General features: G+C 68.6%; 10 protein-coding genes. 9 read left to right on the top strand and 1 reads right to left on the bottom strand.

The window, feature by feature from the left end:
• Positions 1–113 precede the first annotated feature (113 nt).
• From metH to hisG, 9 genes are all read left to right on the top strand, one after another.
• Positions 114–3,692, top strand: a complete 3,579-nt coding sequence (gene metH / locus KO481_RS10820) for a methionine synthase (RefSeq protein ID WP_215916921.1) — start codon at positions 114–116, stop codon at positions 3,690–3,692.
• Positions 3,693–3,767: 75 nt separating this feature from the next.
• Positions 3,768–5,342, top strand: coding sequence for a serine/threonine-protein kinase (locus KO481_RS10825; protein WP_215916922.1), 1,575 nt, complete (start codon positions 3,768–3,770; stop codon positions 5,340–5,342).
• Positions 5,343–5,458: 116 nt separating this feature from the next.
• A complete protein-coding gene (locus tag KO481_RS10830; RefSeq protein WP_372452010.1) occupies positions 5,459–6,136 on the top strand; it encodes an HAD family hydrolase in 678 nt (225 codons plus the stop codon).
• Positions 6,137–6,365: 229 nt separating this feature from the next.
• Positions 6,366–7,256, top strand: coding sequence for a HalD/BesD family halogenase (locus tag KO481_RS10835; RefSeq protein ID WP_245400734.1), 891 nt, complete (start codon positions 6,366–6,368; stop codon positions 7,254–7,256).
• 17 nt (positions 7,257–7,273) lie between these two features.
• Positions 7,274–8,098, top strand: a complete 825-nt coding sequence (locus KO481_RS10840; protein WP_215916924.1) for a class I SAM-dependent methyltransferase — start codon at positions 7,274–7,276, stop codon at positions 8,096–8,098.
• A 171-nt stretch (positions 8,099–8,269) separates the two neighbouring features.
• Complete coding sequence (locus KO481_RS10845; RefSeq protein WP_215916925.1) at positions 8,270–10,084, top strand: choline/carnitine O-acyltransferase; 1,815 nt, start codon at positions 8,270–8,272, stop codon at positions 10,082–10,084.
• Between the two features lie 64 nt (positions 10,085–10,148).
• Positions 10,149–10,712, top strand: coding sequence for a GNAT family N-acetyltransferase (locus KO481_RS10850; RefSeq protein WP_308166501.1), 564 nt, complete (start codon positions 10,149–10,151; stop codon positions 10,710–10,712).
• Positions 10,713–10,956: 244 nt separating this feature from the next.
• A complete protein-coding gene (locus KO481_RS10855; RefSeq protein ID WP_372451991.1) occupies positions 10,957–11,220 on the top strand; it encodes a phosphoribosyl-ATP diphosphatase in 264 nt (87 codons plus the stop codon).
• Positions 11,221–11,291: 71 nt separating this feature from the next.
• Positions 11,292–12,143, top strand: coding sequence for an ATP phosphoribosyltransferase (gene hisG, locus KO481_RS10860; protein WP_215916926.1), 852 nt, complete (start codon positions 11,292–11,294; stop codon positions 12,141–12,143).
• Here the strand turns inward: hisG and KO481_RS10865 are convergent.
• Positions 12,140–12,994, bottom strand: a complete 855-nt coding sequence (locus KO481_RS10865; protein ID WP_215916927.1) for a RecB family exonuclease — start codon at positions 12,992–12,994, stop codon at positions 12,140–12,142. The two genes, hisG and KO481_RS10865, sit on opposite strands and share 4 nt — an antisense overlap.
• Positions 12,995–13,003: the final 9 nt, after the last annotated feature.

The following is a 13,003-nucleotide window of genomic DNA, read 5'->3' on the forward strand; positions in this document are numbered from 1 at the left end:
AAGGCGATGTGGAACGGTGCAAATGTGGCACAGGACACTCCACCGGGCCGCTACCTGGCGTTTACCCGGCGCACCGGTCAGAGCTGTCACAGGCTCCCACTACTCTTTAGTGCATGTCTGCGTCTTCCCGCATCGAGTTCGATACCACTCTGCTCGACACGCTCGCCCGGCGTGTGGTGATCGGCGATGGCGCGATGGGCACCATGTTGCAGGCTGCGGATCTGTCGCTGGACGATTTCCGTGGCCTGGAGGGGTGCAACGAGATCCTGAACGAGACCCGTCCGGATGTGCTGCGGCATATCCACCGCGCGTACTTCGAGGCGGGCGCGGATGCGGTGGAGACCAACACCTTCGGATGCAATCTGCCGAACCTGGCTGATTACGACATCTCGGATCGGATCCGGGATCTCTCGGAGCGGGGCACGCGGCTCGCGCGCGAGGTGGCCGACGAGATGGGGCCGTCGGCGGACGGCACGCCGCGCTACGTGCTGGGCTCGATGGGGCCGGGCACCAAGCTGCCGACCCTGGGGCATGCGCCGTTCGCGGCGCTGCGCGATGCGTACGCCGAGGCGGCGCTGGGCATGCTGGACGGCGGCGCCGACGCGATCCTGATCGAGACCTGCCAGGACCTGTTGCAGGTGAAGGCCGCGGTGACGGGCTCGCGGCGCGCGATGCTGACCGCGGGTCGGCGGATTCCGATCATCACGCACGTCACCGTCGAGACCACCGGCACGATGCTGGTGGGCAGCGAGATCGGCGCGGCGCTGACCGCGATCGAACCGCTGGGCGTGGACATGATCGGGCTGAACTGCGCGACCGGCCCGGCGGAAATGAGCGAACATCTGCGGCATCTGTCGCGCCACGCCCAGGTGCCGGTATCGGTGATGCCCAACGCCGGCCTGCCGGTGCTCGGTGCGAACGGCGCCGAATACCCGCTGACGCCGGAGGAATTAGCGCAGGCACTCAGCGAGTTCGTATCCGAATTCGGGCTGTCGATGGTCGGGGGCTGCTGCGGCACGACGCCCGAGCACATCCGGCAGGTCGCCGCGGCGGTCCACGGGACCGCCCCGGCGGTGCGCACGCCGGTGCACGAGCCGAGCGTGGCGAGCATCTACACCGCGGTGCCGTTCGAGCAGGACGCGTCGGTCCTGATGATCGGCGAGCGCACGAATGCCAACGGCTCCAAGGCGTTCCGGGAGGCGATGCTGGCGCAGGACTGGCAGAAGTGCCTGGACATCGCGAAGGATCAGACCCGCGACGGTGCGCACATGCTCGATCTGTGCGTGGACTATGTGGGCCGCGACGGCGCGGCCGACATGTCGGAGCTGGCCAGCCGCCTGGCCACCGCCTCGACGCTGCCGATCATGCTCGATTCCACCGAAACCCCGGTGCTGCGTGCGGGTTTGGAGCACCTGGGTGGTCGCTGCGCGGTGAACTCGGTGAACTACGAGGACGGCGCCGGTCCGGATTCCCGGTTCCAGAAGACGATGGCGCTGGTCGCCGAGCACGGCGCGGCCGTGGTGGCGCTGACCATCGACGAGCAGGGCCAGGCCCGCACGTGGCAGCACAAGGTCGAGATCGCCGAGCGGCTGATCGAGGACATCACCACCAACTGGGGCCTGCTCGAGTCCGACATCATCGTCGACACCCTGACCTTCACCCTTGGCACCGGTCAGGAGGAGTCGCGGCGTGACGGCCTCGAAACCATCGAGGCCATCCGGGAACTCAAGCGGCGGCATCCGAATGTGCAGACGACGCTGGGCCTTTCGAACATCTCGTTCGGGTTGAACCCGGCCGCGCGGCAGGTGCTCAATTCGGTGTTCATGCACGAATGCGTCGAGGCCGGGCTGGATTCGGCGATCGTGCACGCCTCGAAGATCCTGCCGATGAGCCGGATCCCCGAGGAGCAGCGCCAGGTCGCGCTGGATCTGGTGTACGACCGGCGTTCGGAGGGGTACGACCCGCTGCAGAAGCTGATGGCGTTGTTCGAGGGCGTCTCCGCGGCCTCCTCCAAGGCCTCGCGCGCGGAGGAACTGGCCGCGCTGCCGCTGTTCGAGCGCCTGGAGCGGCGCATCGTCGACGGCGAAAAGGCCGGCATGGAGGCCGATCTGGACGCCGCGATGGTCGAGGTGCCGCCGCTGCGGATCATCAACGAGACGCTGCTGTCGGGGATGAAGACCGTCGGTGAGCTGTTCGGGTCCGGGCAGATGCAGCTGCCGTTCGTGCTGCAGTCCGCGGAGGTGATGAAGGCCGCGGTCGCGCATCTGGAGCCGCACATGGAGGCCACCGACGATTCGGGCAAGGGCCGGATCGTGCTGGCCACGGTCAAGGGCGACGTGCACGACATCGGCAAGAACCTGGTCGACATCATCCTGTCCAACAACGGTTACGAGGTGGTGAACCTCGGCATCAAGCAGCCGATCGCGACGATCCTGGACGCCGCGATGGACAAGAAGGCCGACGTGATCGGCATGTCCGGGCTGCTGGTCAAGTCCACGGTCGTGATGAAGGAGAACCTCGAGGAGCTCAACACCCGCGGGGTCGCGGACCAGTTCCCGGTGCTCCTGGGCGGCGCGGCCCTGACCCGCTCGTATGTGGAGAACGACCTGACCGAGGTGTACAGCGGCGAGGTGCACTACGCGCGCGACGCGTTCGAGGGCCTGCGGCTGATGGACGAGATCATGACGGTCAAGCGCGGCGGCGGCGGCGATCCCGACAGCCCCGAGGCGATCGCCGCGCGCGAGAAGGCCGCCGAGCGCAAGGCCCGCCACGAGCGCTCCAAGCGCATCGCCGCCGAGCGCAAGGCCAAGGAGGTGCCCGTCGTGGTGCCCGACCGCTCCGACGTGGCCGCCGGCCTGCCCGTCCCGGTGCCGCCGTTCTGGGGCACCCGCGTGATCAAGGGCCTATCCCTGCAGGACTATTCGGGCCTGCTCGACGAGCGCGCGCTGTTCCTGGGCCAGTGGGGCCTGCGCGGCCAGCGCGGCGGCGACGGGCCCAGCTACGAGGAATTGGTGGAATCCGAGGGTCGCCCGCGGCTGCGGCACTGGCTCGAGCGGCTCACCGCCGAGGGCGTGCTGCAGCACGCCGCGGTCGTGTACGGATATTTCCCCGCGGTGTCCGAGGGCGACGATGTGATCGTGCTCACCGAGCCGTCACCCGATGCGCCCGAGCGCTACCGTTTCACGTTCCCGCGTCAGCAACGGGACCGATTCCTGTGTATCGCCGATTTCATCCGGTCGCGCGAATTCGCGGTACAAACCGGACAGGTGGATGTGCTGCCGTTCCAACTCGTCACGATGGGCCAGCCGATCGCCGATTTCGCCAACGAGCTGTTCGCCGGCGACAATTACCGCGATTACCTGGAGGTGCACGGCGTCGGCGTCCAGCTGACCGAGGCGCTGGCCGAATACTGGCACCGCCGCGTTCGCGAAGAGCTTGTGCTGGAAGGGCATTCGGTCGCCGACCAGGATCCGGCCGACGTGCGGGACTACTTCAATCTCGGATATCGCGGCGCCCGTTACTCATTCGGCTACGGCGCCTGCCCCGAACTGGAGGATCGGGCAAAACTCGTGTCGCTCCTGGAATCCGAGCGAATCGGTGTCACACTGTCCGAAGAGTTGCAACTGCATCCGGAGCAGTCGACGGATGCGTTCGTCCTACTCCATCCGGAAGCGAAATATTTTAACGCGTAGGATATTTGCGTTTCCGGGCTCGCGCAGAGTGGCAGGGTGGCTCGACGTCCGGGCGCAGGGGAAGGTTTTCACAACATGACATCAGACCGGCTGATTGCGGGACGCTACCGGCTGGGCGATCCCATCGGCTCGGGGGCGATGGGTGTCGTATGGCGGGCCAGCGACGTCCGCCTGCGGCGCACCGTCGCGGTCAAGCAGCTGCTCCTGGCGCCGGGCCTGACCCGGGCGCAGGCGCTCGAGGCGAAGATGCGGGCCATGCGCGAGGGGCGCATCGCGGCGCGGCTGCATCATCCGAACGCGGTCACCGTGTTCGATGTCGCCGAGGAGGACGGCCAGCCGTGGCTGGTCATGGAGTTCGTCGACGCGCCGAGCCTGGCCACCCTGATGCGCGAGAAGGGCCAGCTGGATCCGCAGGAGGTGGCACGGATCGGCGCGAAGGTCGCCGCCGCCCTGGCCGCCGCGCACGACGCGGGCATTGTGCACCGCGATGTGAAGCCGGCCAATATCCTGGTCGCCGACGGCGGCGCGGTGAAGATCACCGACTTCGGCATCTCCCGCGCGGTCGGCGATGTCACGGTCACCTCGACAGGATTTCTGGCGGGCACGCCCGCCTACCTCTCGCCCGAGGTGGCGCGCGGGGAGAATCCCGAATCCCCTTCGGACGTCTTCGCATTGGGCTCGACTCTGTATGCCGCGGTGGAGGGCCAGCCGCCCTTCGGGGAGGCGGAGAACCCGCTGGCCGTGCTGCATGCGGTGGCCGCCGCCCGGATCCCCGAGCCGCAGCGGGCCGGTCCGCTCGGGCCGGTGCTGATGCGGCTGCTCGCCTCCGAGGCGGGCGATCGGCCCACCATGGTCGAGGCGCAGCAGGAGCTCGAGGCCGTCGCCGAGGGCCGCGCGCCCGCACCCGTCAAGTCGGCCACCAGGATTCTGCCGAAGGCCGACATGACGACCGGGGATGCGGACGCGACCACGGTGCTGGAGAGCGGCGCGGCCGCCGCGGGCGCGACGGTGCACCTCCCCGCCGGCGGGGCCGCGCCCGCGGGATCGACGGTGGCACAGCCGAAGCCGGGCGCACCGGGAAATCGGCGGGTGCTCATCCTTGCCGCCGCCGGTGTCGTGGTGCTGCTGGTGGTCATCGGGCTCGTCGTCGCGCTGCGGGGCGGCGGCGGAAGTTCTCCGGTGGCGGCGGGAACCTCGCACCCCCAGGCCGCCTCGGCCGGGGTCGTTCAGATCGGTGCCGCGCCGAGCACGCAGGCCGCGAGCACGACGCGGGCGTCGTCGAGCACCGCGACGACCACCGCCACCAGCACGACCGCACCGTCGTCGACCACGACCGCACCGCCCGCGCAGCCGGCCGACCTGGGCGGTTTCATCACCAGCTACTACGGCAGGCTGCCGGGCAATACCAATGGCGCCTGGTCGATGCTCTCGCCCGGATACCAGGCCCAGACAGGCAGTTACGACCAGTACACGAGCTTCTGGAACGGCATCTCCTCGGTCGGCATCAGCAACGTCAAACAGGACAGCCCCGGGCATGCCACCGCGACGGTCACCTATACGTTGAAGAACGGCTCGACCACCTCGGAGACCCGCTGGTTCACGGTCGACTCGTCCGCCGGCCGTATGCAGATCTCCGGTTCCGGAACCTGATGTCGATCTCTACGGAAGGAAGCCGCAGGGTGAACGGAGTGCCCGAATTCGACACCGCCGCCGCATCCGGCACTTCGTCGCTCGTGGGGCCGACGGACAGCGATGTCCGGGTGTCGGTGCACTCCGGCGACGGGGAACTCCGGGCGGTGCTGTGGGACATGGACGGCACCCTGCTGGACTCGGAGAAGCTCTGGGACATCGGGGTGCGTGAGCTGTCGGTGGAGCTCGGCGGCGAGATGACCGAGCAGACCCGGCACGCTTTGATCGGCGCGGCGGCACCGAATGCGTTGCGGATCATCTTCGAGGGCCTGGGTCTCGAGCCGGACCCGGCGGCGATGGCCGAGGCGGGGCGGTGGCTCGAGCGGCGGGTGATGGACTTGATGTCCGGTTCCATCCCGTGGCGGCCCGGGGCCCCGGAGGCGCTGGCCGCGGTGCGGGCGGCAGGGCTGGCGACCGGACTGGTGACCAATACCAAGCGGTCGGTCACCGAGCTGTGCCTGAACACGCTGGGGCGGGAGTACTTCGACGTGACCGTCTGCGGCGACGAGGTCGAGCGCGGCAAGCCCGCGCCCGATCCCTACCTGCGCGCCGCCGAACTGCTCGGCGTGCCTGCGGCCCGGTGCGTGGCGATCGAGGATTCGGTGACCGGCTCGGCGTCCGCCGCCGCGGCGGGCTGCGCGGTGCTGGTGGTCCCGTGCGAGATCCCAGTTCCGCCCCGGCCCGGCTATTCGTTCCGCGACTCGCTGATCGGCCTGACGATCGACGACCTGCGCGCCCTTCGCCGTTCGGTGTAAACCGTTGCCCCGGTAGCGGATTGCCGCGATCCTCTGAAACCGTGTGGTCGGCGAGGGGGAGCGGAGCACGAGTGAGTTCGGTGTATGCGGGCCCATCGTTGATTGCCAACCGGTCGGTTTGTCATCTTGAATAGTGCTGCGCTGCATAGCGACTCGTTGGTATGTGATTTTTCCAGTAATCGCGCCGAATCCTGTACCGGGTGGGTACCGCCTTGCCACAATGGTCGCCATGGCAGCGACAGAGGGTCGGGCACAGGTATTTGAATCGGAAACCCTCGAGGCGCTGGTCGATATCGGCCGATATCCGCTGCGGAAACCGGGATCCGCGGCATGGGACGAGATGGTGGCGGCCGCGCGCGCCGAGCTCGCGCAGGACGGTTGTTGCGTGCTGGCGGGTTTCATCCGCCCCGTACTGCTCGAGGAACTGCGCGCGGAATCCGAGGCACTGGCCCCGCACGCCTACTATCGGGTCGAGCGGGTCAATGCCTACAACATCCCGCTGGATGCCGAACTGCCACCGGAACATCCGGGCCGGATCGTGTTCGAGCGCGGAAATGCCTTCGTGGCACGCGATCTCATCCCATCCGGGGCGCTCATCGAGATCCTGTACACCAGCCCGCTGTTCCGGCGTTTCCTCGCAGACTGCTTCGGCCTGGCCGAACTGCACGAGTTCGCCGACCCGCTCGCGGGGCTGTGCCTGAACGTCGTGACGCCCGGCAGGTCGCACCCCTGGCACTTCGACACGAACGAGTTCACCGTCTCGATGCTGACCCAGGCGCCGCAATCCGGCGGCATCTTCGAGTACTGCCCGGGGATCCGCACCCCGGAGGCCGAGAATCTCGGCGACGTCCACGCGGTATTGACCGGCACGGGGGAGCGCTTCGTGCGGCGGCTCGAGCTGCGGCCCGGGGATCTGCAGCTGTTCCAGGGACGTTTCGCGCTGCACCGGGTCTCGCCGGTGGCCGGGGACATCCCGCGCCACACCGCGATCTTCGCCTACAACGAACGGCCCGGGGTAGTCGGCACCGCCGAGCGCACCCGGCAGCTGTTCGGACGCGTCCTCCCGGATCATCTGGCCGCCGCGGGCAATGCCGTGCGCGGTGATCGACTACTCGACTGAACTGAGAGGGACGGCCCGTGCCGGTTACGTTGCACAGCACCACCGGAAAAGCCTCGTTCGACGACATCTACGACCGCCCCGATCCCGGCGACTACTACAGTCGCATGTCCGAATTGGACTACCGCATACCGGAATTGGCCAAACCGCACTTCGAGCGGTTGATCGAGGACTACCGGTCCGCCGCCGGCGCGGCCCCGACCGTCCTGGACATCGGCTGCTCCTACGGGGTCAACGCCGCCCTGCTGCGCTTCGACACCACCGTCGGCCAGCTCGCCGAGCACTACCGAGGCGGCGACACCGCCGCCCGCATCGCCCGAGACCGGGCGCGCCTGGCCGCCCGCGATCGGCAGTCGCAGGTGCGTTTCGTCGGCATGGACGCCTCCGCGCCGGCGCTGGCCTACGCCTCGGCGGCGGGGTTGCTGCACGAGGTCGTGCACGCGGACCTGGAATCGGGCGAACCGACCGAGGCGCAGCGGCGGGTGCTGGGGTCCGTGGATCTGGTGCTCTCCACCGGATGCATCGGCTACGTCACCGAGCGAACCCTGCTGCAGGTGGTGCGCGCGCACGGAAAGCGGCCGTGGATGGCGCATTTCGTGCTCCGCATGTACGACTACGAGCCGATCGCCCGGAGCCTGGCCGAGCTTGGATACCGCACCGAGCGCGCACCCGGAACCTTCCGGCAGCGCCGCTTCGCCTCGGAGGCCGAGCGAGACAAGGTGCTGAACACCCTGTCCGCCAAGGGAATCGACCCCTCCGGGGTGGAGGAGGACGGCTGGCTCCACGCGCAGCTGTTCCTGTCCCTGCCGGAATCCTCCGTGCGAGGCCGTGCCGTGCCCGATTGACCTGAGGTCGCCCGGCTTTCGCCAAATGTCCGATATCCGGTGCGCGAGACCCTCGTCGTCCCGGCACGCGTCCGGCCGGTATCGCCCGCGGGTTACTGTGTGCCAGTTGACTCCGGCCTTACCGCGCACGAACCGCCAGCTTCGTTGCCCATCGACCCATAAGGATCGCCCGTGACCGACCGCACCTTCGCCTTCGACGACCAGCTGCCGCGTGTACCGCTGCCGACCCTGGAGGACAGTGGGGCGCGCTTCCTGCAGTGGTGTGAGCCGCTGCTGTCCGAGCAGGAGTTCGCCGAAACCGAGCGCACGGTGGCGGATCTGCTGCGCCCGGACGGTCCGGCGCGCGTTCTGCATGCGGATCTGGCCCGGTTCGACGCCGAGCCCGGGGTCGGAAGCTGGCTCGACGAGTTCTGGCCGTCGCGTTATCTGGGGCGTCGCGATCGAATCGCGTTGAACGCCAACTTCTTCTTCCTGTTCCGCGACGACACCCCGCTGGCGGCCTCGACGGCGGCGCAGCAGGCCGAGCGGGCCGCGGCGATCGTCACCGCGGCGGTGAACTACAAGCTGCTGCTGGACGACGAGCAGATCCCGCCGATCGTGCAACGCGGACAGCATCTTTCGATGGCGCAGAACAAATACCTGTTCTCCGAGACCCGGATTCCCGGCGATCCGCAGGACACCGTGCGAGTGCCCTACAGCGACGAGTGGCCCGGGCCGTCGCAATCCCACCACATTGTGGTCCTGTTCCGCGGCGGGCTGTTCCGGATGGACGTACTCGGTCCGGACGGAATCCCTTATGCGACCGAGGATCTCGCCGACGGGCTGCGCGCGGTGATGAAGTCCGGCACACGTGCCGCGGCCGCCGGCACCGCCCCGGGCCACCTCACCACGCTCGCCCGCGCGCACTGGGCGCAGGTGCGCGCCACGCTGCGTGCCGAGCCGGTGAATGCGACGGCGCTGGACGTCATCGAGACGGCCCTGTTCTGCGTGTGCCTGGAGGATTTCGCGCCCGCGGACACCCAGCACGCCTGCGATCAGCTGCTGCACGGCGACAGCGGTAACCGGTGGTTCGACAAGGCGGTGTCCTTCGTCGTCTTCGCCGACGGCTCCGCGGGCATCAATGTCGAGCACTGCGGCCTCGACGGCACCACGATCCTGTCGTTCGTCGACACGCTGCTCGAGGCCCCGGTGGCCGAGCACGCGCGGCGCTCCGGTGCGCAGGCCCAGGGCCTGCCGCCGACCGAGGCGATCGAATTCACCCTCGACGGCGCGATGCGCGAGGAGATCGCCGCCGCGGCAGCGGCCTTCGCCGCGTTCGCTGCCGACAACGCCACCCTCACCGTGTCGTTCCCGGAATTCGGTACGGCGCAGGCGAAGGCGCTGGGTATGTCGCCGGATGCGTTCGCGCAGTTGAGTTATCAGCTCGCGCATCGCCGCAGCAAGGGCCTGACCGGCGCGACGTACGAGTCCATCGCCACTCGCCAGTACCGCAACGGGCGCACCGAGGCCATGCGGGTGGTGACGCCCGAGATCCTGGAATTCGTTGCGGCCATGGATGATCCGGCGGCCGCGCCCGGTGCTCGCCTGGCCGCCGCGCGGGCGGCCGCCCAGGCGCACGTCACCCGCGCCAAGGAATGCCAGCTCGGCGACGCGCCCGAGCAACACCTGTGGGAACTGCAGATGATCCAGCGCCGGCGCGGCGAGAGCCTCGGCGCGACCGAGCCGATGCCGTTCTACGACAGCCCCGGCTGGCTGATCACCCGCGACGACTTCCTCAGCACCAGCTCCGCGCCCTCGGCCAACATCGAGTACTTCGGATTCGGCTGCACCAGCGCCAAGTGCATCGGTATCGCCTACGTCCTGCTGCCGGACCGCTGGAACATCTACCTGGCCACTCCCGCGCACGTCGCCGATCAGATGCACGGCTTCGCCGAGCAACTGCGGATCGCGGTCGCCGAATTGCGGGAGCTGCTGGGCGGGTCGTAATCCCCGCGGGCACGCCGGGGAAAACCGGTCGAACCTGTGGTTCGCGCGGTGTTACGGTCGGGCCGTGACCGGCACCGCGCCGCCCGAATTCACCTGGCGGCGGCTGATTCCCGCGGACTACCCGCTGCTGGGCGGGTGGCTCGCGCAGCCGCACGTGCGTCGCTGGTGGAATCACGAGGTAACCCCCGACGCGGTGGCGCGGGATTTCGGGCCGACCTGGCGCGGCGAGGAGCCGAACGAGGATCTGCTGATCTTCGCCGACGGCGAGCCGGTCGGTCTGGTGCAGCGCTGCCGGCCCGCCGACTACCCGGAATATCTCGCGGATCTCGCGCCGCTGGCCGAGGTGTCGCCCGAGACGATGACGCTGGACTATCTCATCGGTGACCCCGCCCGCGTCGGCCTCGGGCTGGGGTCCGCGATGCTGCGCGCGATCATCGCCGCGACCTGGATCGAACATCCGCGCTCGGACCGCATCGTCGTCCCGGTCGCCGCGGCTAACCACGCCTCCTGGCGAGCCCTCGAGAAGGCAGGTATGCGGCGGATCGCTGAAGGGGAGCTCCCGCCGGACAATCCGATCGACGACGGCCGCCACTACATCTACGCCATCTCCCGCCCGGGGTCGCACTGACGATATTCGCTGCTGATGACGGCCGGATGCGCGGCCGGGGGTGCCGTTCATGGCCGGTTGTGGGTGTTGCTCTGATTGCGGGGGATGCGCGGCCCGGGGGTGCTGTTTGCGGCTGGTTGTGGGCTTGGGTGTTGCTCTGATTGCGGTGGGGTGCGCGGCCCGGGGGTGCTGTTTGCGGCTGGTTGTGGGCCTGGGCGGTGCTCTGATTACGGGATGTGTGCCGGATCTGAAAGAATGTCGAGTCGTGAAGACTTTCGAATCCCTGTTCGCCGAGCTCCAGGATCGTGCGGTCAACCGCCCCGAGGGGTCCGGGACCGTGGCGGCATTGGACGCCGGTGTGCATGCGCAGGGCAAGAAGGTGCTCGAGGAGGCCGGCGAGGTGTGGCTGGCCGCCGAACACGAGGGTGACGAGGCGCTGTCCGAGGAGATCTCCCAGCTGCTCTATTGGGTACAGGTGCTGATGGTGGGCCGGGGGTTGAGCCTCGAGGACGTGTACCGACATCTGTGACGGATGACCCGCGCCCGGTGCGCGGGATACGCACCATCTCCCTCCGTCACACGTCCGGAAAGGACATCCTCATGATTCGCGTCGCAGTCCCCAACAAGGGCGCCCTGTCCGAGGCCGCGGTCGGCATCCTGACCGAGGCCGGCTACCGCAAGCGCTCCGATGCGCGCGACCTGTCGGTGATCGACAACGCCAACCAGGTCGAATTCTTCTTCCTGCGCCCCAAGGACATCGCTATCTACGTCGGCTCGGGTGAGCTGGACCTGGGCATCACCGGCCGCGACCTGGCGCTGGATTCGGCCGCACCTGTACAGGAGCGCCTGAGTCTCGGTTTCGGCGGCTCCGCCTTCCGCTACGCCGCCCCCGCTGGGCGCGAATGGAAGATCGAGGACCTCTACGACAAGCGCATCGCCACCTCGTACCCGAATCTGGTGCTGACCGATCTGCAGCGCCGCGGCATCCAGGCTGAGGTGATCCGCCTGGACGGCGCCGTCGAGATCTCCATTCAGCTCGGCGTCGCCGATGCCATTGCCGATGTGGTCGGCACCGGTCGCACGCTGCGCCAGCACAACCTGGTGGCGTTCGGCGAGACGCTGTGCGAATCGGAGGCGGTGCTGATCGAGCGTGCGGGCGCGGACCAGCGCGACAAGGCGCGCAACCAGCTGGTCGCCCGCGTCCAGGGCGTCGTCTTCGCCCAGCAGTACCTGATGCTCGACTACGACTGCCCGAAGGAGCTGCTCGACGCCGTCGTCGGGATCACTCCCGGCCTGGAATCGCCCACGGTTTCCCCGTTGGCGGATCCGGCCTGGGTCGCGGTGCGCGCCATGGTGCCCCGCAAGCAGAGCAACGAGGTCATGGACCAGCTCGCCGATCTGGGCGCCAAGGCCATCCTGGCCACCGACATCCGCTCCTGCCGGGCGTTCTAGCGCGGGTCCGGCACGGTCTCGGGTGGTCCCGGGTAGGGCGGCGGGGTGCCGCCGAACGCGGGGCACAGCCGCTGGTAGTCGCAGAATTCGCACAGCCAGCTGCGGTTCGGCGGAAAATCGCCGGACCGCAGGGCGGTGCTGATCGCGGCCCAGAGGGCGGAGAGAATGCGCTCGAAGCGCAGCAGCTCCTCCCTATCGGGCCGATAGGTCAGGATCTGGCCGTCGGACAGGTAGATCAGCCGCAGCTCGGCCGGCACGATGCCGCGGATGCGCAGCATCATGAGTGCGTAGAACTTGAGCTGGAACAGCGCGCGATTCTCCGCGCCCGGTGCGGGGGAGCGGCCGGTCTTGTAGTCGACCACGCGCAGCTCCCCGTCCGAGGCCACGTCGATACGGTCGACGAACCCGCGCAGCGGGGAACCGTCCGGCAGGCGTACCTCGAGCATCGATTCGCACGATTCCGGGTCGAGGGCCGTCGGATCCTCCAGCCGGTAGTAGGCGCGCACGAGACGGTCTACCTCGCCCAGGAATTCGTCCAGGCCGTCGTCGGAGACCAGGGCCCCTACCTCTGGGCGATCTGTCAGCAAACGTTGCCAGGTGGGGGCGATGAGGGCGGCGGCCCGATCCGGAACCCGTTCACCGCTGGGTAGCCCGTACAGCGATTCCAGCACCGCGTGCACCATCGTGCCGCGCACCGCGGGCCGCGCGGGCGGCTCGGGAATCCGATCCACGGCGCGTAATCGATATTTCAATGGACATTGTTTGAAATCCATTGCCCGTGAGGGGGACAACGCCGGAGTGTGCGCCTCCGAGGGCTGCGGCGGCGGGGTGATCGCGGGCGGCGCTGACATACCTGGCAG

This window comes from Nocardia albiluteola (assembly GCF_018860155.1).
Lineage (GTDB): Bacteria > Actinomycetota > Actinomycetes > Mycobacteriales > Mycobacteriaceae > Nocardia > Nocardia albiluteola.

Bases quoted from the DNA above. Each gene is read 5' to 3' on its own strand.
- metH (WP_215916921.1), top strand. From the start codon at position 114: ATGTCTGCGTCTTCCCGCATCGAGTTCGATACCACTCTGCTCGACACG.
- KO481_RS10825 (WP_215916922.1), top strand. From the start codon at position 3,768: ATGACATCAGACCGGCTGATTGCGGGACGCTACCGGCTGGGCGATCCC.
- KO481_RS10835 (WP_245400734.1), top strand. From the start codon at position 6,366: ATGGCAGCGACAGAGGGTCGGGCACAGGTATTTGAATCGGAAACCCTC.
- hisG (WP_215916926.1), top strand. From the start codon at position 11,292: ATGATTCGCGTCGCAGTCCCCAACAAGGGCGCCCTGTCCGAGGCCGCG.
- KO481_RS10865 (WP_215916927.1), bottom strand. From the start codon at position 12,994: ATGTCAGCGCCGCCCGCGATCACCCCGCCGCCGCAGCCCTCGGAGGCG.